The organism is Trabulsiella odontotermitis, assembly GCF_001188485.1.
Lineage (GTDB): Bacteria > Pseudomonadota > Gammaproteobacteria > Enterobacterales > Enterobacteriaceae > Trabulsiella > Trabulsiella odontotermitis_A.
The window spans coordinates 1-20175 of the sequence record NZ_JNGH01000125.1 but is presented as its reverse complement, the minus strand read 5'-3'; the positions used below and the strand labels follow the sequence as shown (position 1 = coordinate 20175).

General features: G+C 52.0%; 17 protein-coding genes and 2 pseudogenes. 11 read left to right on the top strand and 8 right to left on the bottom strand.

Annotated elements, in window-relative coordinates; all coding sequences use genetic code 11:
* Positions 1-26: 26 nt before the first annotated feature.
* A pseudogene (locus GM30_RS22740) lies at positions 27-807 on the top strand (oxidoreductase); the annotation flags it as partial.
* 78 nt (positions 808-885) lie between these two features.
* Here the strand turns inward: GM30_RS22740 and GM30_RS22735 are convergent.
* Both GM30_RS22735 and GM30_RS22730 read right to left on the bottom strand, forming a co-directional pair.
* On the bottom strand, positions 886-1518 hold the full coding sequence (locus GM30_RS22735) for a helix-turn-helix transcriptional regulator (protein ID WP_049850446.1): 633 nt from the start codon (positions 1516-1518) through the stop codon (positions 886-888).
* Positions 1518-2219, bottom strand: a complete 702-nt coding sequence (locus GM30_RS22730; RefSeq protein ID WP_049850445.1) for a flagellar brake protein — start codon at positions 2217-2219, stop codon at positions 1518-1520. Before GM30_RS22730 ends, GM30_RS22735 begins: the two co-directional genes overlap by 1 nt.
* 571 nt (positions 2220-2790) lie before the next feature.
* Here GM30_RS22730 and GM30_RS22725 point away from each other — a divergent pair.
* The 5 genes from GM30_RS22725 to GM30_RS22705 all read left to right on the top strand — a co-directional run bounded on the left by GM30_RS22725 (position 2791) and on the right by GM30_RS22705 (position 8425).
* Positions 2791-3324 carry a fimbrial protein gene (locus tag GM30_RS22725; protein ID WP_049850444.1) on the top strand — a complete coding sequence of 178 codons (534 nt, stop codon included), beginning with the start codon at positions 2791-2793 and terminating at the stop codon, positions 3322-3324.
* A 57-nt stretch (positions 3325-3381) separates the two neighbouring features.
* Positions 3382-4032, top strand: a complete 651-nt coding sequence (locus GM30_RS22720) for a fimbrial biogenesis chaperone (RefSeq protein WP_049850443.1) — start codon at positions 3382-3384, stop codon at positions 4030-4032.
* 21 nt (positions 4033-4053) lie between these two features.
* Positions 4054-6657 carry a fimbria/pilus outer membrane usher protein gene (locus GM30_RS22715; protein WP_049850515.1) on the top strand — a complete coding sequence of 868 codons (2604 nt, stop codon included), beginning with the start codon at positions 4054-4056 and terminating at the stop codon, positions 6655-6657.
* Between the two features lie 13 nt (positions 6658-6670).
* Positions 6671-7672 carry a fimbrial protein gene (locus GM30_RS22710; protein WP_049850442.1) on the top strand — a complete coding sequence of 334 codons (1002 nt, stop codon included), beginning with the start codon at positions 6671-6673 and terminating at the stop codon, positions 7670-7672.
* A gap of 24 nt (positions 7673-7696) precedes the next feature.
* Entirely contained in the window at positions 7697-8425 is a 729-nt protein-coding gene (locus tag GM30_RS22705; RefSeq protein WP_049850441.1) for an EAL domain-containing protein, read from the top strand.
* 71 nt (positions 8426-8496) lie between these two features.
* Here GM30_RS22705 and GM30_RS27505 read toward each other — a convergent pair whose 3' ends face one another.
* The 5 genes from GM30_RS27505 to GM30_RS22670 form a co-directional block, all read right to left on the bottom strand.
* Entirely contained in the window at positions 8497-9312 is an 816-nt protein-coding gene (locus GM30_RS27505) for a heparinase II/III domain-containing protein (RefSeq protein ID WP_238582697.1), read from the bottom strand.
* A gap of 835 nt (positions 9313-10147) precedes the next feature.
* Positions 10148-11344, bottom strand: coding sequence for an alginate lyase family protein (locus tag GM30_RS22685; protein ID WP_049850437.1), 1197 nt, complete (start codon positions 11342-11344; stop codon positions 10148-10150).
* A 13-nt stretch (positions 11345-11357) separates the two neighbouring features.
* Positions 11358-11933: an oligogalacturonate-specific porin KdgM family protein gene (locus tag GM30_RS22680; RefSeq protein WP_080993487.1), complete on the bottom strand. Its 576-nt coding sequence runs from the start codon at positions 11931-11933 to the stop codon at positions 11358-11360.
* A gap of 204 nt (positions 11934-12137) precedes the next feature.
* A complete protein-coding gene (locus GM30_RS22675) occupies positions 12138-12998 on the bottom strand; it encodes an MFS transporter (protein ID WP_476691233.1) in 861 nt (286 codons plus the stop codon).
* A 254-nt stretch (positions 12999-13252) separates the two neighbouring features.
* Entirely contained in the window at positions 13253-13573 is a 321-nt protein-coding gene (locus GM30_RS22670) for a cupin domain-containing protein (RefSeq protein WP_049850435.1), read from the bottom strand.
* A 473-nt stretch (positions 13574-14046) separates the two neighbouring features.
* Here GM30_RS22670 and GM30_RS22665 point away from each other — a divergent pair, with 473 nt between their 5' ends.
* The 5 genes from GM30_RS22665 to GM30_RS22645 all read left to right on the top strand — a co-directional run bounded on the left by GM30_RS22665 (position 14047) and on the right by GM30_RS22645 (position 18665).
* A complete protein-coding gene (locus GM30_RS22665; RefSeq protein ID WP_049850434.1) occupies positions 14047-14904 on the top strand; it encodes a thymidylate synthase in 858 nt (285 codons plus the stop codon).
* Positions 14894-15451: a DUF84 family protein gene (locus GM30_RS22660; RefSeq protein WP_049850433.1), complete on the top strand. Its 558-nt coding sequence runs from the start codon at positions 14894-14896 to the stop codon at positions 15449-15451. Before GM30_RS22665 ends, GM30_RS22660 begins: the two co-directional genes overlap by 11 nt.
* Before the next feature lie 115 nt (positions 15452-15566).
* Entirely contained in the window at positions 15567-16856 is a 1290-nt protein-coding gene (locus tag GM30_RS22655) for an amidohydrolase family protein (RefSeq protein WP_049850432.1), read from the top strand.
* Positions 16853-17470, top strand: a complete 618-nt coding sequence (gene purN, locus GM30_RS22650) for a phosphoribosylglycinamide formyltransferase (protein ID WP_049850431.1) — start codon at positions 16853-16855, stop codon at positions 17468-17470. The genes GM30_RS22655 and purN overlap by 4 nt, the downstream gene beginning before the upstream one ends.
* Positions 17463-18665 (top strand): MFS transporter, encoded by a 1203-nt coding sequence (locus GM30_RS22645; protein WP_049850430.1) that lies wholly within the window; start codon positions 17463-17465, stop codon positions 18663-18665. Before purN ends, GM30_RS22645 begins: the two co-directional genes overlap by 8 nt.
* Before the next feature lie 75 nt (positions 18666-18740).
* Here the strand turns inward: GM30_RS22645 and GM30_RS22640 are convergent.
* Positions 18741-20083, bottom strand: a pseudogene (locus tag GM30_RS22640) (POT-type proton-dependent oligopeptide transporter).
* Positions 20084-20175: the final 92 nt, after the last annotated feature.

Below are 20175 nucleotides of genomic sequence, written 5' to 3'. Positions count from 1 at the left end.
CGGTTCATATCCTGAGAGGAGTTACCATGTCGAGCGTGAAAAAATCTGGTACGTACGTATTGGGCGATCGTGAGGTGTATCGCCTGGGTTATGGCGCGATGCAACTGGCAGGTCCGGGTGTTTTTGGCCCGCCGAAAGATCCCGAAACGGCGGTGAAAGTATTACAGGCGGCGGTGGACGCCGGGGTTAATCATATCGACACCTCCGATTTTTATGGTCCACATGTTACCAACCAACTGATTCACAAGGCGCTGCATCCCTACCCGGCGTCGCTGTGCATCGTCACCAAAGTCAGCGCCCTGGACCCCCGCCATGTCACCCGCCGAACTGACACAGGCGGTGGAAGACAACCTGCGCAATCTGGGTCTTGAGGCGCTGGACGTAGTGAATCTGCGCAGTATGCTGGATGTTCACGGCCCGGCAGAGGGGCCGCTGGAAGAGCCGCTTGATACGCTGATTACGCTCAAGAAACGCGGGCTGATTCGCCATATCGGGCTCAGCAACGTGACGGCAAAACAGGTGGCGGATGCGCAGAAAATGACGCCCATCGCCTGCGTGCAGAACTTCTACAACGTGGCGAATCGTCAGGACGACGCGCTGATCGATACCCTTGCCGCGCAGAATATTCCGTACGTGCCGTTCTTCCCGCTCGGTGGCTTTACGCCGTTGCAGTCCGGGGATCTGAATCAGGTGGCGGAGAAACTCGAGGCGACGCCGATGCAGGTGGCGCTGGCGTGGCTGTTGCAGCGTTCACCCAACATTCTGTTGATTCCGGGAACCTCGTCGCTGGGGCATCTGCAGGAAAACCTCGCTGCCGCCGATCTCCTGCTACCAGACTGGGCGTTATCGGCACTGGACAACATCAAACCGTAACCCGCAGGGCGCTCAACAGGCGAGCGCCCGAAACCCGTTCAGATTTTTATAGAGTTGCGCGCTGTTACGAAAACCAAGCTTACGGACAGCGCTCATCTTATGTCCCTGCGCGGTTTTGTAATTGATCGCCAGCAGTTGCGACACCCGGCGAATATCCGCCCCCTGCAGCAACAACCGCAATATGCTTTTTTCCATTTGCGTCAGGCGCCCGCGCTCTATCGTCGCGGTATCGCCGTGCGGCCGGTTTTGATTCACCACCAGCTGCAACAGCGTTTCGTGCAGTTGCACCACGCAGACGTTATCCACGACAGTCAGAAAATGATCCAGCAACAGCAATTCTGGCACCAGTGTTTCATGCTGGCGCTTGAGCAGCAGCGCAACCTGTTTTTGGGCAAACCCGCCAGCATGATTATTCAGCCAGAGGATCTTATCGGTGGGGGTGTAATCGTTGCCCAGCAGATTAATAAACAAAGGTGCCTGTGGGTAAACCCGCAAGGCAAATGGCAGGTCAGCCATCGAACGAACAAAAACCGGTTCAAGGCCAGCGTCGGCAATGGCGAACTGGAGTCCGGCACCCGTAAAGTGACGATAATATGTTTCATCAATTTCAATTCTGACTACGGCGGGATCCGCAGCGCCAGCCATTACAACCGGCGCAAACGTTTCTCTTCAAGGAGTAATTTGACGATGACATTGTCCAGCTTGCGCAGCGTATTCTCATTCATACGCTTAAACTGGCACGAGAGATGAATATAAAATCGCTCACTCTCATCGTCGGCTATTTCTTTAATACGTTTTACATTAATCACGTGCAGGTCGGACACTATCGTCCCGATATCGCCAAAATCAAATGCGGCATTGCGTAATGTGCTGCCGCACAATGAGGCGACGCGCTCGTCATCTTCCACAATAAGCGCGCAACCGCCGTGGGAAATATCCTTAATATTGTAGCGGTATTTACGACCGTCATTAAATTTCCCACTACAGAAAAACTGATGCTTATTGGCCAGAAACAGGCGCAAATGTTTTCGCCGCTGGGTGACATTCATCTCATCCGGAAAGGCGATGTATAAGCAATTGACGCCATTACTGGTTATCGGTTTCGCTTTGCCGGTTTTGAAATCATATTTGGCGTTATAATCCTGAATGGCAAAACTCAGTGCGCGCCCCTCTTTGAACAGCTCTTCGCTCCAGGGGATTAAGAATCCTGATGAGTCTAACCGCAGAATACGCGTGGCGATGGTCCGCGCCTTCGCCCGGACATCAACGCGACTGCCCTTTTTCACGGCTTCGCGCAATATCGCAATGATTTCAAACAGACCCTGCTTCACCCAGGCGTCATCCATTTTGTCATTATCCTTATGATACAAGTATCAAACGCTACCCGTCTGTTTGTTTCATGGCGGCAAAAAAAGAGGCAATTGAAATTGCTAAACAATAAAGGAATTAATTTCCGCTGCGGAAATATAAACATCGGCTAACGACATATTCCGTTGGCAACAATATGACGTCAGTAATGAGGTAACGGCGGCATAGTAACAGAAAATAGCGACCGCCTTGATTGCTTGTGCCTATCAATCCTGGAACTACGATTGATATCAATCGATTAACTTCAGTTACCTTGTTTATTCATCTCCGCCCGCTGCGAAATAAACCTGAAAATAAATGTCCGGAATGTGCATAAAGTAAATAACCTGTTTCAGACCAGGCACAAATCAATAACAGCATCCATCACATCGAACTATTAATTTTTGAAAATCCAATCGTCAAAACAATCAATCTAAGAAAATTCTTAATGTAAATTTCTCCCGCCCAATCAGTCCAGCCGGACTTTTTTGATCGAGCATTCGCATTAATAACAAGCCCGCATTATTTGCCCGCTAATAGTTATTTTCTAAACCAGTACATGGAGTCAAAATGAATAAGATTTTGCTGCCCGCTGCTGCGCTGATCCTGTCAGCAACAGCGATGAACGCCTATGCAGCCAATGGTAAGGTTGAATTCACCGGTGAAATCGTGAAATCCACCTGTAACGTGGTGTCTGGCGATCAGGATAAACACGTTTTCATCGGTAAATACCCGACCACCGCCTTTGCCAACGTGGGCGACGTGACGGCGTCTAAAGCATTTACCATCAGCCTGGAGAAATGCGAACAGGGCGATTACTCCCTGCGTTTTGACGGCCAGACCGTGGCAGGCAACCCGAACCTGCTGTCTGTTGATCAGGCGAAAGGCGTGGGTATTGAGATCCTCGACAACAACGAGAAAATCATCCCGATCAACCAGCCTGCTGACAACGATTCTCCGTGGGTCACTATCACCCCGTCCGCGCAGGACGCCACTGACGGTACCGCGATATTTAACCTCAAAGCGCGCTACAAATCTTTCGACAAAGTGGTCGAAGCGGGCACCGCCAACGCGAACGCCAACTTCACCATCGAATACAAATAATTCACGGAACGGTTATTCGGACCAGGGATGGTCTGCGCCTTTAAGCGGATTGAGTCAATGAAAAAGCAACTGGCATCACTCTTATTTCTTGTGTCTTTACAGGCCTCGGCCGGTATTCAGGTCGACGAAACCCGGGTGATTTACAACGGCAATGAAAAATCGGCCGCCCTGTCTATTCACAATGACACGGATGAAACCTGGATGGTGCAAACCTGGCTTGATACCGGCGACGCCAGTAAAACGCCGAATAATTTACCGATGCAGGTTGTTCCCCCGATTCTGAAGCTCGCCGGAAATAAAGACGCGATCCTGCGCTTTATTTATTCCGGCAGCGGCTTGCCGACCGACCGCGAAAGCGTTTACTGGATTAACGTTCAGGAAATTCCCCCATCGGCAAAACAAGAAAACGTGCTGCAAATTGCCGTCAGAACTCGCGTCAAATTGTTTTATCGCCCGACCGCGATGAATACCACGCTGCTGAAAGAGGCGCAGGCGCTGCGCTGGCACAAACAGGGAAATACCCTGCGCGTGATCAACAACGGCCCACTGCACGTGACGTTTGGCGTAGTGACGCTGAAAGGCAGCGGCAATAAAACCTGGAAAGTGGATGCGGATATGGTCAAACCGAAAGACACGCTGACAANGTCGTTCACCTTTATCAACGATTACGGCGGCCATACCGACGTTAAAGACGCACGCATTCAATAATTCAGCTTAGGGATGAACTCAATGGCTCGCGCTCAAAAAATGGCGACGTCACCACGACGTCTGGCTTCTCGCATCCGTTGTACGCTGTATGTTTCAGCGATGCCATTGTTGGTGACGCCCTTTTCTTACGCTGAAGAACAGTTCAATACCTCGTTTATTCACGGTGAAGATAACGTGGCGCTGGTGAAAGATCTGGCCAGTGGCGATGATATTTTACCAGGTCGTTATCCGTTCGATATCTATATCAACAAAAAACGCGTCGACCATCGTGAAATTGAATTTAAAAAGCTGCAGCCAAATACACCGGGGACCTTTTGCCTGAGCACGGACGATTATCGTGAATACGGCGTTCTGGTGCCAGAAACCGCAGGCAGCAACGCCTGCTACGACATCGTAAAAAGTATTCCGGGCAGTACGCTGAGCTGGAACGCCGGGCTACAGGAGCTGGATATCTCCGTTCCGCAAACCCACATGGAGCCGCGTCCGCAGGGTGCCATTTCGCCGCGCATGTATGACGACGGCATCAACGCCGCCTACGTCAACTACACCTTCAGCGGCGATCACAGCCGTTATACCGACGGCGGCAGTATCCGTCAGGGTGATTACACGTTTCTGTCGCTGAACAACGGTGCAAACCTTGGCGCGTGGCGTTTTCGCAACAACTCGACGCTCTCCAGACAACCGGGGCAGAAAGAGGAATGGCATTCTGTCTCCAGTTGGGCGGAAACTGACATTGCGCCGTGGCGCAGCCGTCTGCAGATTGGTCAGAGTAATACCAGCAACGACGTTTTTGACAGCATCCAGTTCCGCGGCGTACAGATCGCCAGCATTCCTGAAATGCTGCCGGACAGCCTGCGCGGCTATGCGCCGGTCGTACGCGGCGTGGCGAACACCAACGCCCGCGTCGAAGTGCGCCAGAACGGCTACACGGTATACAGCACCATGGTGCCGCCCGGCCCGTTTGCGCTGACCGATATTTATCCGAGCACGCTGAGCGGCGATCTGGCGGTGACGGTGATTGAAGCCGACGGCGCGCGCCACAGCTTTTCCGTGCCCTACTCTTCCGTACCGAACATGTTGCGTGAAGGGATCCGGGAGTATCAGTTCACCGCCGGGAAATACCACGACGGCAGCAGCCGCTATCAGCCGAAATTCGTTCAGGGTACCTTTTCCCACGGCATGGGTTATGACCTGACGCCATACGGCGGTCTGCTGTTTGCTGAACATTACCGTTCCGGCGTGCTGGGCGTCGGGACCGACCTCGGCGTGCTGGGCGCGGCGTCGGTGGATGCCGCCTGGTCAGACACCGATCTGGCGTCTGGCGACAGCAAGCGCGGCGCGAGCTTCCGCTTCCTCTACTCCAAAGCGCTGAACACGCTGGGAACCGAGTTCCAGCTCGCCGGTTACCGCTATTCCACTTCCGGCTATTACGATTTTTCGGACGCCATTGCCGAGCGCGCGAGCTGGGCCAACGGCTTCTACCGCACCCAGTATTACGATCAGGATAACAACCCGAACGGCCTGCCGGACTGGGCGACGCAACAGCGCAAGTATTACGACACCCAGCGCTATAACAACAAACGCCAGCGCATTCAGGTGTCGGTAAACCAGCACATCGCCGGCGCATCGCTGTACGCCATCCTCAGCCGTCAGAACTACTGGGGCACCTCGGCCTACGACCGCACCGTGCAGACTGGATTCAGCACTACATGGAACCGCGTCAGCTACAGCGTGTTTTACCAGAACAGTCGCAGCAACTACGGCTACAGCGACAACAGCGTGAACCTCAATCTGTCAATTCCGTTCAGCGTCTTCGACCACAACCGCGACATGACCGCCAGCTTCAACGCCACCCACAGCAAGCAGAGCGGCGATGGCTACAGCACCGGCCTCAGCGGCACGCTGCTCGACGACAACCGCATGAACTATTTCGTGCAGACGGGGCATACCCGGCATGGCGGCGACACCAGTCTGGCGAACCTTGGCTATCAGGGCAGCGCGGGCAATATCGACGTTGGCCACAGCTACAACTCGCGCTATCAGCAGACGTCGCTGAACGTGGCGGGCGGCGTGGTGATGCACTCCGGCGGCGTGACGCTGTCGCAGCCGTTGCAGAACACTTTCGTGTTAGTTGAAGCAAAAGGCGCGCAGGGCGTGCGTCTGGAGAACCAGCCGGGCGCGGCCATCGACTGCTTTGGTTATGCGGTGCAAACCTCGGCGATGCCGTACCGTCACAACCGCGTCGCACTGCGCACCTCGGACATCGGCAACGGTCTTGACATTCCGCTGGCGGCGAAGGACATCGTGCCGACCCAGCGCGCCATCGGCAAAGTGGTGTTTGACACGCACCTCGGCCAGAGCCTGCTCATTCACAGCACGCTGGATGACGGCGAGACACCCGCGATTGGCGCGACCATTTTCAACGCTCAGGGCAGCAGCATCGGTATCGTCGGCACTCAGGGGAAAGCCTATGTGTCCGGTGTCGAAAGCGGCGAGAAACTGCGGATGAAATGGGGCGATAACCCAGACCAGTCCTGCATGATGACCGTACCGCAACTGCCGCCCATTGATACTGATAAGCCTGGTGGATATCAGGAAGTCACCCTGACCTGCAGCACAAAATAAAGGAACATTGACCATGTGCGTAACGCAAAAAATCACCCGGGCCGGGTTAGTCCTGTTCACCCTGCTCGCCGCCGCGCTGCCGCTGAAAAGCTTCGCGCTCTCCTGTAAAGAAGCGGGAACCAACAGCGTAAAGCAGGTCATTACGCTGGACAAACCGATTGTCGTCTCCACCTCCAGCCTGACGGCAGGCACGCTGTTGTGGCGCTCGCAAACCTTTTCCTCCACCTTTAAGTGCGAAGATACCGACGGCTACCCAAGAGGCGAAGATGCCTATCTGTACTGGGACCCGACCACGCTGATGCAGTCGATCCACAAATCGCTGGAAGTGGGCGTGACCTATCACAGCGTGGACTATAAACCGTCGCCGTCGGCGAAAACGCTGGTCGGCCCCGGCACGACCTGCCGCCCTGATGGTCGTGGCGGCTGTACGGTATATATCAAAGCCACCGGCCAGCAGCCGCCGCAGAACGGGCAGATTACTGATAATTCGCAGTACGCGCTGTTCCAGGTGGATGGTGTTGGCGGACTCAACAACCGTCCAAACAGCAACTTCCGTGCGTATATCGCCGGGCTGGGGAATATTCACTTTATCTCCTGCAATCCACAGATCACCGTGGTCGCGAATAACGGCACCCTGGTGAATTTCGGCAAGATCCCGGCGCGTAATGCGGTGACGGGGAAAATCGAAAAACAGGTGCCGTTCTCGGTGCAGGCGAACCTGACCGGCGCGGGGCAGGATTGTCAGGGACAGACGCTGATAGCGAGCTTCAGCACCACCTACCCAACGCAGGACACCACCACCATTCTGCCGACCACCAACAGCGGTTTCGGGATTTTGATTTCGCCCGCCGATAACCCTACCGGTTGGATCCCGCTGAAAACGCCGGTGCCGCTGGGCTACGTCAACGGCAGCGTGATCAGTACGAATTTTCTTGCCAGCCTGAAATGGCTGAGCACGACGCCGAAGGAAGGAACGTTCAACGCCTCCGCCAATATCGACGTGACGTTCAAATAACCGGGAGTGCGGCAGGAAAACACCATGATGATCAGTAAACCCACCGGGATGCGCTACGTTTTTCAGCCGATGTTTAATCGTGAGGGAAAACTAATCGCCGTGGAGTGCCTTTCGCGGCTCGATCCCCTGAAGCACAGCGGTTTTGCGCAGGTCGAGCAGTTTTTCCGCGCGGCCTCCCCCCACCTGCGGCAGGACATTTTGCTGGAGCAGATCGCGCTGGTGCGCCGTCATCAGACGTGGTTTCACCGCAATGACGTGATGGTGACGCTGAACATCGATGAACAAACGCTGATGGCGCTGGATAACGAGTTTGTCGCCGAATGCGTGAACGAGTTGGGCTGCCTGCATTTTGAGATCAATGAGTTTTCCGGCACGCTGATCAAACACAGCCCGGTCACCCGGGCAATCAGCGAAAAATACTCCTTCTGGCTGGATGATTTCGGTGCCGGTTACGCCGGATTCAGCGCGCTGGCGGTGCAGCCGTTCCGCTTTATCAAAACCGACAAATGCCTGCTGTGGAGCCTGTTCGAGAAAAAGAACGGTCAGGAGCTGATGTCCTCCCTGCTGCGCTTTTTTAGCGCCAATCAGCATCTGGTCATTGTCGAGGGCGTCGAAACGCCCGCCCATCGACAATGGCTGGAAGAGATGCCCTGGTTTGCCCTGCAGGGGTTGCTGTGGCGGGAGTGCAGCATTGAAACGTTAATGGCGCGCACGCCCACCCCGCCACCACTCAAAAGGGTGGCTGAGCAGTAACCCCCTCCAGCGCGCAGGAAAACCCCGAGCGCGCTTCTTCCACACGCAACGTGCCGTTTTCCCACCCCACATCAATCTGCCAGCCGGGTTTCGCGGATCGCATGGACATGCGGAAAACACAGTTCTCCCGTACTGTTGCCGGACGGTGCCGCATTGAGATGCCACACAGAATCCACCTGCTGTTGATGCGGGTTATCCACCTCATGCACGTCAATCAGCCAACGGTCAGTCACCACCACATGACGGCGAAAACGGACATCCTGATACGCCGCTTCGTCCCATTCGACACGGGTTTTGCTGTCCGGCATGTGAATGGGCTGCCGCCAGTTCACCTCTGCCACCAGCCGGGTTTCGGTGTTGTTCTCTGACCAGCTCACCACCTGCGGATTTGACGGCGGCTGATTCTGCCCGTTCACGCAGAGCGTGCTGTGGGAAAAGGTGTTTTTGTAGTAGCCGTAATGCAACGGCGCGCCGTAGCCGGTGGTGCCAAGATCGGGCAGCAACGGTTTACCGTCACGATAGACGATCAGATCCAGACTGGCGTAATGATCGTGCTCGCCGCCGTAGGGCAGATGATTAATGCACACCGCATCGCCCGGCGTAGCGCGCACGATCGTCAGGCCGAGTTCCGGCGCATGCAAATGGCCCACCGGCGGCTGCAGGTGCTGTTCCGGCAGCGCCACGCCGTAAAACAACGCGTCGATGTTATCCCGCGGTCGCGTACTGTACAGCCACGACAGCAGTTCTCCGTACGCCGGTTCGCGGTACACCTGCCAGGCAAACTCATAGATATCCGGGTGACCAGGCCGCTCCTGTCCTTTCACGCAATCGTTGATGGCAGGAAAGGTCATATCGGGCAACAGCAACTGCAACGGAACGCTCAGCATCCGGCGATACCACGGTTTTTCCAACAGGCTGTAGCCGCTTCCCTGTGCCACTTTTTCGAAGGCGAAGAACGCTTCCAGCGCGTANGCCCTCGAACCACAGCCCGCCCGCCGACAGGCCGTGCTCCAGTTGATACTGCAATCCATATTTGCTGTTGACCGCAAAATCGAGATAACGCGTGTCGTCCAGCACCGCGCCGATAATGCCGATAGTGGCGCCGATCTTCACCTCATGGTTGTGGATCTGATTGCAGCGGTGCGCCATTAAAAATTCCGCGCCGCAGCGCAGCAGCCGTTCGGCGATATAGTGCGCCTGCGTACGGGTCAGCTGCGCACGGATGATATCAAACCCACGGGCAAAATCGGCGTGGCAGTTGGCCTCGCACAGCGTCTGCGCGTTGGCCTTCCCCGGCCCGTTGTAGGGAATGCCACCGTGTTCTTCGTAGTCAGGGTAATACTGCGCATAGCGCATCAGGATCCCCACCACTTTTTCCAGCCAGCGNCCCCCAGCCACAGCACCGCCAGTTCGTAGCAGGCTCTGGCGTTAAGGCCGTTCAGCCAGCGCCACCAGGCACCATCATACGGCTCGCCTGAAAACGTCGCGCCGTCGAGGGGGCAGCGATGCCGCCCCGGTGAATGGCGATCCCAGACCAGCCGGACGCTGTGATCCGGGCAGAAAAAGTAGTGATTCCAGGTGGCGCAGCCGGTTTCCGGCACCAGAATATCGTTATCAATCACGTCCCGGTTGCGGGCCATCAGCGCGTTAACGATCTCTGGCGTTACGTGCTGGCGTGCCGTCTGGATCTGCGCGTCGGTAAACTGTTTCATCCCTGCTCCACTATTTCACCAGTACCGATCCGGGGATCAGCAGATTGATATCCTGCGGGTTGTCGTCCGCCAGCAGACGCGCGCTGCGCGTAAACGCCGCCTCTTTGTACGCCCGCGCCGCCGCCAGCATCGGCCCCGTGGCTTCAGACGGCGTAAAGCGCAGTTCTTCATACCGCCACGCCTGCGGTGATTTCCCGGTCTGGTCGCTGATAAACGCGAAGGCTTTTTTCATCGAGCGCCCGTCGAGTTCAAAGCCCCAGACGTCAGCGTTGAGCTTTTCACCGTAGCGCCCCATTCGCGCATAGGCTGCCAGCGCGAAATTGCTGTAGTGGAACGAGCGGGTACGTTCCAGTTCCGAGGTGATTTCGCCCTGGCTGTTCACCTGCGAAGCCAGATGGCGCAGTTTAAAGATATCGATCTGCTCCGCTGCCGCGGCCTTATCGTCGGTGAACAGGGAAAACGCCGTCACCTGCGCGTCATACCACGCGCCGTGATTGTTGTACCAGTTCGCCTCTTCAAACCCGTTGCGGCTGGTTTTCAGCCAGGCGGTGTAGTCCGCATACCATTTTTGGTACCCTGCCAGTTCGTCAGAGGGAATGATGCCCTGTGTGGCGAGCAGCGCGATGCTGTCCGCCACGTCGATCAGCACGCGGGTATCGATAATGCCGATACCGCGCCCGTCGACGATCCCCGGGATCGCCTGCGCGTATTTCAGGTGCGGGTTCATACGGGTGCTGTCGTCGATGAACCACGCGCGCAGCATCTGCTGCGCTTTCTGCGCATATTTCGCCTCGCCGCTGTAGTACCAGGCAAGCGTCAGCGCACGCACATCATCGGAAAACTGCACCATCCGTTTGCTGTCGGTGGCGCGGGTTTTCGCATCCGGGTTGATTTGCCCGTCTTTGCGGATGTACGGCAGGCCGTCTTTGCTGTCAGGGTTCGGCCACCAGTATGGGCCGAAGCTGAAATAGTCGTGCTTATCGCCGGACGCCGGGGTCAGCGTTTTGTCCGTTACCGCCCAGCGCGGGTGCGCCAGTGCAGCATCGGCCTGTTTTTGCAGCGCCTGCCAGGCCGCTGTATAGCGACCATCATGTTGCGCGATCTGCGTTTTGATCGTCTGCATTTGCTGGCAGTCCCAGGTCAGGCAGTCGGTGGCGAACGCGCTGCTGGAAAGCACCAGCGCCAGCCAGGCCAGTTTGCATTTCATCTTTTGCCGTCCCTTAAATGTTGATGGAGATACCGACGCGATAGCGGTTTTCGGTCAGCCCTTTGCGCCCCTGATAACTGCCCTGCTGGCCCATGTAATCCCACTCGATATAAGGCTGCCAGACTTTGCTCAGCTTATATTTAATGACCAGATCGTTTTCCCAGGCCGACTGTTGCTTATTGTTGTAATTAAAGTCGTTCACGTAGCGATAAAAGACCGGGTTGGTCTGGATATACCATTTGTCGTTTTGCCAGCCGAAATAAAGATCCACTCGCCCGGCGCTGGCTTTATCCCGATTGCCCGACAGATCGGTAGAATCGTACTGGTTCCAGTCATAACGAAAGCGGATGCCGCTCCAGGTGGCGGGCGTCATGTTCCAGACAAATTTCACGTACGGGCGGATCTGCGCCCCTTCGCTTCCCCAGTGGTACACCATGCCGGGCTGCATGGCGACGGTGTCCGTGAGCTTATATTTGTAATTCCCTTCGATTTCGTTGTAATCGGTGGAGGACTGGTCAAAACCATCGACGCCCTGCTTATTATCGGTTTCCATACTGAGCCAGAAACCGTTATTCCACGCCTGGCTCATTTTGAAGCGCGATTCATATTTNNAAGAACCAGCCACAGGAACAACGCGCCGATTAAATCGAAGATCCCTAAGCCGACGAAAAAGACGTTGTAGCCCACCACGGCGACCATCGCGCCAAGGAACAGGCCGAACAGGAAGTTGCCCATGCCGCCGGTAAACGCGGCAAAGCCGGTGGCAGTTGCCACTTCGTGTTTTGAGAACAGATCAGACGACATGCTGATGACGGTGATCGACAGGCACTGGTGNNTTGACCAGCATCCGGGACATAACCCCGGCGCACATGCAGCCAAGATCCGCCGTCAGGAACGGCAGCCACGCGAACATGGCGATCTCCTGCAGATTCATATGACGCACGGTCACCAGGTACAGCGGCATCCAGTAGTGCAGGGTTCCCCATGCCGGGTCAGCCATAAAGCGCGGCAGTGAAATCGCCCACAGCTTTTTGTCTTTGATGATCGAACGCAGCGAGGCTTTCTCTTTCACTACTTCGATCTGGTCGGCGAGTACAGCGTCGTATTCCGAGGCGATCAGCGCCGGGTGCTTTTCCGGCGGGCGATAGCAAACCAGCCACAGCACGCACCAGATAAGCCCCACGCCGCCGGTCACCACGAACGACATTTCCCAGTTGTAATTAACGATGGCCCACACCACCAACGGCGGTGCCAGCATTGCGCCCAGCGAGGTGCCGAGACTGTAAACGCCGCAGGCCAGCCCACGCTCTTTCGCAGGGAACCATTCGGCGGTCACTTTCATCCCTGCCGGGTTAAATGCCGCTTCAGTGATCCCCAGGCCACCACGCAGCCAGGCGATGGGTAGCCAGGTGCTGCACAGGCCGGTCAACATATTGAAAATGGACCACAGCGCCGCCAGAAGGGCAAAGCTCAGCCGCAGGCCATAGCGGTCAATCACAAACCCACAGAGAATGCCACCGATGGCGTAGGTAAAGGGAAAGACGGAGACGATCCACGAATACTGCTCGCTGGATAACCCCAGCGTTTTCATCATTTCGGGCGCCGCCACGCCGAGGGTACTTCTTGCCAGGTAGTTAGTGACGGTACCGAGCATGACAAGTACAATAATGTACCACCGTAAGTTTTTTATCTTCATAACACCCCTTATCCGTAATATTATTAACAGATCACATAAAATAACGTTTGAATAAAAATGAAATAACGTTTTAATTTATGCTAGAGGATCTCAAGAAGATCATTCAGTGATCATTCTCACAATTAAAAACGATCGCGCCCGCCAGTAAAAACAAGTAATTATCGCGGGCGTTTTTATTAAAAATAAAAAATACATTCACCACGAATATTTAATTACAGGAAATCTTCGCGCAATGGCGTGAAGGTATCCAGTAACACCCCCGCCGTCAGGCACACATAGTCGTGAAGGATGACAGGCCGCTTGTAGAGCGTGTCTCCTGCTGCCAGCTTCCGCGTCTCATCACCAATAGTAAATACGAATTCGCCAGACAGAATATAGGTTAATTGCTCATGCGGACGGCTGTGCATTGCGCCCATTGCACCGGTATCAAAATGCACCTCAACGGCCATTAATTGGCCGGCGTGCGCCAGTATTCTCCGGCTTACGCCATTTCCTAAAACTTCCAGTTTTGTTTCATTTTGTAATTTATAAATTATGCCAAATCGTAAAATGAAACGTTATTTCACATTACACATTAAGACGGAGAAAATAAAAAATGGCGGAGAAAAAAGCAGAGGGAGGCGCACGAAATGCAATTTTTCGCTACCCGTCGGGGGAGGACGATTTCACCAGCCCTGTCGGAAAGATGATCATACTGATGATTTAACTGATGCTATCAACTTAACGGCTTACAAGTTCAATTCATGCTGTCAGAGTATTTATACGGTTGCGAAATAATAGACGTATCACGATATAATATTTTATATATTTACAATACATTATATTTCTCACTGGCAGACAATGATAACTATTCATATTCTATTAATATATTTGCTTCCCTTATCATAAAAATAAATTTATTCTCCCGGGATATATATCAACGCAAGCCTAAAAAAGTAATTGGAATTTTTTTAACTGGAGATACACTGGTGATGTAAAAGGTTTTTTAATCAGCAAAGGACGCTTTATGACTAATGATATTTTAGCTTCTGGAAATAAATTTCTAACAATTGCAGCTGACTCTGTCGATGAACTCGTAAGAAAAGGTATTCATTACATACTCTCTGAAGGCGAGTCAATTTCCTCACGTGCGGGGGATGCTCAGCAGGCTTACGGTGTTAACTATTTATTAAGGCAACCTCTGAACAGACTCCACACAGCACGAAAAGGAGCAATAAAGTATCTATCCAGAGAATTTTTGGCTTACTTTCAGGGCAGTTTGAAAGCTGAGAATGGACTAGCAAAGGCCTCAAAATTCTGGATGAGCCTGACAGATGAAAATGGTAACGTAAATTCCAACTACGGCTACTATATTTTCTATGAGCATGTAGAGGAATATGGTAACCAATATAATTGGGTCAAGCACGTCCTGATCACTAACAAAGATACCCGCAGAGCCATAATTAATATAAACCAAAACTACCATAAATCTGATACGAAAGATTTTCCATGTACGATTGGTATACAATTTTATATCAAAAATAAATCCTTGCATTGTGAAACTACATCACGAAGCACTGATGTTATTACTGGACTACCTTACGACATGGGCTTTTTTTCCTTCATTCATGAACTCTTATGGAAGGACCTATGCCAAAGCGGGATGCCCGATCTTGAGTTAGGCTCCACAGTTATGAAGACTACGTTTACGCAAATATATAACAAAACTCTATCAAAAGCTTATGCTGTAATTGAAAATAAATTATCGGAAGACTACCTTGAGAAAATGCCTTTAATTGTATCCGCGAAGGATACAATATCCGATATTATGTCAGGCAAGCAAGAAACTGCAGTTATTAAATGGATTCATTCCCATGCAGAATAAACACTATGTTATAGCATTGTGCTCTGAAAATAGAGCTAAAGTAGAAGCAACAAAAGAAATATGCAGCCTCGCATTTCACAACTTCACGCTGGGAGGGTACGCCGTCCCCTCCGATGTAAGCGAAACTCCTGACTCAGATGAGGAAGCCCTATTGGGATGTCACCGACGCATAGAAAATCTTGAAAATACTCACAGCAGTGAAGCAGATTATCTCATCGCTTTAGAGGGCCTTACGGAAAAAAATTCATTCGGGACATTTCTTTATGGTTGGGCAGTTCTGAAAAATGTAGCTACCGGTAAATTTTACTATGGATGTAGCGGGAAAATAATGTTACCAAAAGATATTGCAAGCGAACTCTCACGCAATATGAAACTTTCTGATTTAGTACTGAAAAAATATGCTTCAATTACTACCCAGGATTTAGAAAGGAACGGGACTAACGGAATACTAACTGACGGGATGTATACCCGTCCTGACGAGTTCAGTACTGCACTGCGATGTGCGTTTGGTTCTATGATCGCAGAACAAAATACAATAAAATTTTAGCCACCAGGAATTCAGTAAGCGATAAAGACCGATCAAGTGCTCGCCAATGACTATCAATAATACTTTATTGGTTCGACTTTTCATTTGCTTTATCTGCTAAAAAAAGGAGCTATCTATGAAACAGAAGACACTGTTCAAAGGGATTAAATATTTAGATTCCGACTCAATGCGGCTAACCCCTGGTGATATCTGCATCGAAAATGGAGTCATTACCGAAACAGGCAATAACTTAGACGTGGGAACTGGAGCAAAAATAGTTGATTCCTCCAGTCTGATTGCACTTCCGGGTCTCGTCAATGCACATTTACATCCCAGTAAAGAAATCCATGGAAGTATTCTGGACGCATCGCCAATAGATATCGTTCTTGATTCCGTGCATAAGAATAATGCTCTTGAAACACCAGAGGGGCAATTCATTGCCGCACTGAAAGCATTGACTACAGGAGTAAAAAAGGGAGTGACATCTTTCGGGTTGTTTACAAGTCGAATAGAAAATGATGTTAAGGCGGCGAGGCTAACAGGATGCCGATGTGTCGTTAATTTTTGCCAAAGTAACATGTGGGTTGGTAAAGGACAGAGCCCTCAACGCAATTCTGTTGCTACAGCCTGTGACAATTACTACTCTTCACTCGTTTTCGGTCAAGATGCGCTAATATCAATTACACCAGCGACGGCATCAGAACTTGCAGCAGATGATCATCTGCTTTTAGCGTTGCATGAGATTGCATGCCAGTTCAGTTCCCGACTTACTCTTCATGCACATGAAGGTAAAACACAGGTTGATCTCCATACAGATCGATACGGGAAAAGTGGAATTCAGAGATTAGCAGCATTAAAAATACTTGATAAAAATACAACGCTTATCCATTGCAGCCATCTTTCCGACGAGGATATCAGACTGCTTAGAGAAAACCAGCCGCAGATCATACATTGCCCCATCAGCAACAGTTTTGTTGGTGCAGGAACGCTCCCTATTAGCACGTTTATTAATGACGTCAATATTGGTCTTGGGACCGATGCGGCAATGGTTAACCCTGGGAATAATCTTGCTTTTGATGCATTATTTGCCTTATATCACCATGGTGATTCTGATTTCAATAATAAAATAACAGCTTCCAGATTGCTTTATTTGCTTACTGAAGGAGGGGCTAAAACCCTTGGGCTTGAAAATGTAGGTAAGATTGAAGCAGGTTACAAAGCCGATCTTATTTTTTTTGAAAAAGAAAAAATTGACGTCGATTATATAAACACGCCTGTCTCGTTATTGAAGCTTTTAAATAACGAATACCCTTCATATGTACTTATTGATGGCAAGGAAATCATCACCGATGGACAATTTGTATTGGCTGCTATCAAAGAAAATGATGCTGAGTATAAGTCATTAAGACAAAAGGTTACACTATGAAAAGAATAGCGTTTTTATTTTCAGGCAGAGGCAGCCTGATTAAATCAGTAATTGCTGCGTTACAAGATTGCCAAATTGAAGCGGAGTTAAGCCTTATTATTACCAACAATAGTGATTTTGATGTCGACTCCAACTCACTCTTTATTGGAAAGAAAGTTGATGTGATAAATCACCAAAACTTCGGATCACGATATGAGTTTGATGAACACATTGCAAAAATATTACGTTCCAACCAGATAGATTTGATTATATTGGGTGGCTTTAGACGAATTTTCACAAAAAAATTTGCGAATGAGTTTGGCTGTATAACTATGAATACACATCCCTCACTGCTTCCTGCATTACCGGGGGATAAAGCTCAGCAAAAAGCGCTGGATATCGGTTTGCGCATTACGGGAGCCACTCTCCATTTCATTAACGAGGAGGTTGACGCTGGCCCTATTATAGATCAGGAACCTGTCAGAATTTGCAATGGAATGACTGAAGTCGATCTCCGTCAAGCTATCATTGAAGTTGAGCAGAAGATGATTTATCGTGCTATTCTGGCATTCCTGGAGGGAAAAATAAAAATATCAGAAAACAGAGTTATATATAAGGATTATATGAATGTATAAAATTCAAAATAATTTAATTGCCGCAAGCCTGGTTGCAAGTATTCTTTTCCTTGCCATTATTAGTCTTGGATTATCATTAGCAATCCTTCCACTGTATATCAATAAAATTGCTGATTATTCTCCCTTCTATGTCGGCCTGGCTATCGCGGCGGAATCTGTAGCCACTCTGCTTTCCAGAGCATTTGCAGGCCGCTTTTCCGATAACCATGGCCCGCGAAAAGGAATGACGTTGGGCCTGTCTCTGACCGTGTCGGCAGGGTTAATGTGCTGGCTGACATTTACGCTTTTACCACCTTCCTACGCGGCCTACAGCGTGATTTTACTTTCTCGAGTATTAATGGGGATCGGTGAAAGTCTGATTTTTACATGCAGCGGCACCTGGCCCATTGGACTGGTCGGAAAAGCTCATGCCGGAAAGATCATGTCATGGGTGGGTATTGCAATGTTCCTTGGCCTTGCTATCGGAAACTTCTGCGGAACATGGTCCTACGCCCATTCTGGACTGAACGTAGCCGCTCTGATAATGACGATATTGCCTCTTATGGGTTTCATTGTTGTTATGCTGGTAAAACCGGTGTCAGTCTCTCCGCTGAAAAACCACGTAAGCCTTGCTTATGCCGTAAAAAGAGTCTGGAAAGCTGGCTCAGGTTTTTCGCTCGCCAATATAGGATATGCCTCCATTACCGGCTTCCTGGTCCTGTATTTTATGCAACGCAATTGGGGTGAACAGGCTGCGGTTGCTATTTCTCTTTTTGGTGTTGGTTATGTTTTGTCAAGGTTAACACTGGGGTGGAAAGCTGACAGTTCAGGGCTGAAAATGACCCTTTTCTCTCTGTGTGTTGAAGCCTTGGGGTTGCTTTTAATCAGCCTGGCGTTTACCCCTTGGGTGGCCATGTTAGGATCTTTTCTGACAGGCTTCGGGCTATCTATGGTCTATCCATTACTGGCCTTGCCAGCAATCAAAAGCATGCCTGATGAGAATCTCGGCCTTGCTTTAAGCACTTATGAATCCTGTTTTGATATTGGAATTCTTATTTCTGGGCTGATCGGCGGCATCATTGTCTCTACCTTTGGTTATCCAGCTATTTTTATATTTGCTTTTTTCTGCTGCCTGCTAGCCCTCTATTCGAGCGTGCTGGCGTATCGCCAGTTGGATTCGGCGTCTACCACGATAATTGTTGGCGAAAATCAGTGAGTTTTTTTCCTTCCCACCAGTAAAAATAGCCATTTTTCGCTGCCCGCCGGGGGAGGACGGGCAGCGAAACGCAGGTTAATCGTGACGGGATTCCTGCATCCGTGGGGTTGAAGAGGTAAACAGCAGACGCGCGCAGATCACCAGCGCCACAATCAGCGCCACGCAGACCAGCGTCCATTCGCCCATTTGCGAGAAAAAGTGGCCGTAGGCGGCAATAGCGGAATCACTAATTTGCGATTCGGTGGTCCGCTGCGCCACCACGCCCGCCAGCCAGTTGGCGACCGCGCCGGTCGCCAGCATGTAGATCCCGGTCAGCACGCCGGTCACGCCCGGCATATTGAGACGGGTGATCTGCGCCATGGCGACAGGATCAATAAACAGCTCGGCAAAACCCATCAGCGCCAGCCCGGCGATCATCATGCCCATTGACGCCTGGCCGTGCAGCTCACCCTGCCGCGCATTCAGCGCCAGCAGCATAAAGCCCGCGCCCATCAGCGTCAGACCGGCGGCGAATTTCAGCCACACGCGCAGTACCGAGCGCACGCTGCCTTCCGGGCGGATCAGCCATGCCAGCACCACGCCTGCCACCATCACCGCAATGGCGTTCACCGACTGGAACAACGCGGTTGGCACTTCAACGTTGAACCAGTGACGATTCACAAAGCGGTCGATAAACAGGCTGATTGAACTACCGCCCTGCTGCGCCAGCACCCAGAACAGCGTGCCCGCCACCATCAACAATACGATCTGCCACAGCGCGCGGCGGTGCTCCGGCGATGTGATCATGATCCGCGCCACCATCTGCGCGGCAAAAACGCAGACCAGCGCCAGCAGATAACCCGACCAGTCGTTTTCCAGCAGCAGCGTGAAAAACAGCGGCGCCACGCACAGCATCGCCACCAGCCAGCCCCAGGCAGGCAGCACAAAGGTGACGCGTTGCAGCGCGGCTTTGTCTACGCCGCGGGTGTCGCGGAAGTGACGATGGCCGCTCAGGAAAATCATCAGGCCAATGAACATGCCGATGCCCGCCAGCGCGAAGCCGACGTGCCAGCCGTACCACTGCGCCGCCAGTCCGCAGGCGACAGGCGCGACAATCGAGCCGACGTTGCCTGCCGCATAGAGCAGCGAGAAGCCGCCGTCGCGACGGTGATCGTCACGATCGTACAGCTCGCCAAGCAGACAGCTGATGTTCGATTTAAACAGAGCGGGCGGTCGGCAATCCAGCCGCCGAGAATGGGGGTTACGTAGACCAGTGAAGCGTAAGCGCTGAACAGGCTGATGGCGTGACTGTCGTCGAAACCAAGCTGGTGGGTGAGATAGAGGATAAGTAAGGCACGCATGCCGTAGAAGCTGAAGTATTCCCAGATTTGAATCGCCACGATGTAGTAGATCGCGCGCGGTTGTGAGGGTGTTTTCATGTCATCTCCTTGCGCCAGCAAAAAAGGGAAGTGGCAAGCCACTTCCCTCCGTCACATCAATTACTTGGTGTTTTCTTTCAGCACTTTAACGG

Excerpts from the sequence above, each read along its gene's own strand:
- GM30_RS22725 (WP_049850444.1), top strand. The coding sequence starts at position 2,791 with ATGAATAAGATTTTGCTGCCCGCTGCTGCGCTGATCCTGTCAGCAACA.
- GM30_RS22660 (WP_049850433.1), top strand. The coding sequence starts at position 14,894 with ATGCAGAATAAACACTATGTTATAGCATTGTGCTCTGAAAATAGAGCT.
- GM30_RS22705 (WP_049850441.1), top strand. The coding sequence starts at position 7,697 with ATGATGATCAGTAAACCCACCGGGATGCGCTACGTTTTTCAGCCGATG.
- GM30_RS22730 (WP_049850445.1), bottom strand. The coding sequence starts at position 2,219 with ATGGATGACGCCTGGGTGAAGCAGGGTCTGTTTGAAATCATTGCGATA.
- purN (WP_049850431.1), top strand. The coding sequence starts at position 16,853 with ATGAAAAGAATAGCGTTTTTATTTTCAGGCAGAGGCAGCCTGATTAAA.
- GM30_RS22735 (WP_049850446.1), bottom strand. The coding sequence starts at position 1,518 with ATGGCTGGCGCTGCGGATCCCGCCGTAGTCAGAATTGAAATTGATGAA.
- GM30_RS22680 (WP_080993487.1), bottom strand. The coding sequence starts at position 11,933 with ATGAGCCAGGCGTGGAATAACGGTTTCTGGCTCAGTATGGAAACCGAT.
- GM30_RS22715 (WP_049850515.1), top strand. The coding sequence starts at position 4,054 with ATGGCTCGCGCTCAAAAAATGGCGACGTCACCACGACGTCTGGCTTCT.
- GM30_RS22645 (WP_049850430.1), top strand. The coding sequence starts at position 17,463 with ATGTATAAAATTCAAAATAATTTAATTGCCGCAAGCCTGGTTGCAAGT.
- GM30_RS22655 (WP_049850432.1), top strand. The coding sequence starts at position 15,567 with ATGAAACAGAAGACACTGTTCAAAGGGATTAAATATTTAGATTCCGAC.
- GM30_RS22685 (WP_049850437.1), bottom strand. The coding sequence starts at position 11,344 with ATGAAATGCAAACTGGCCTGGCTGGCGCTGGTGCTTTCCAGCAGCGCG.
- GM30_RS22710 (WP_049850442.1), top strand. The coding sequence starts at position 6,671 with ATGTGCGTAACGCAAAAAATCACCCGGGCCGGGTTAGTCCTGTTCACC.
- GM30_RS27505 (WP_238582697.1), bottom strand. The coding sequence starts at position 9,312 with ATGCTGAGCGTTCCGTTGCAGTTGCTGTTGCCCGATATGACCTTTCCT.
- GM30_RS22665 (WP_049850434.1), top strand. The coding sequence starts at position 14,047 with ATGACTAATGATATTTTAGCTTCTGGAAATAAATTTCTAACAATTGCA.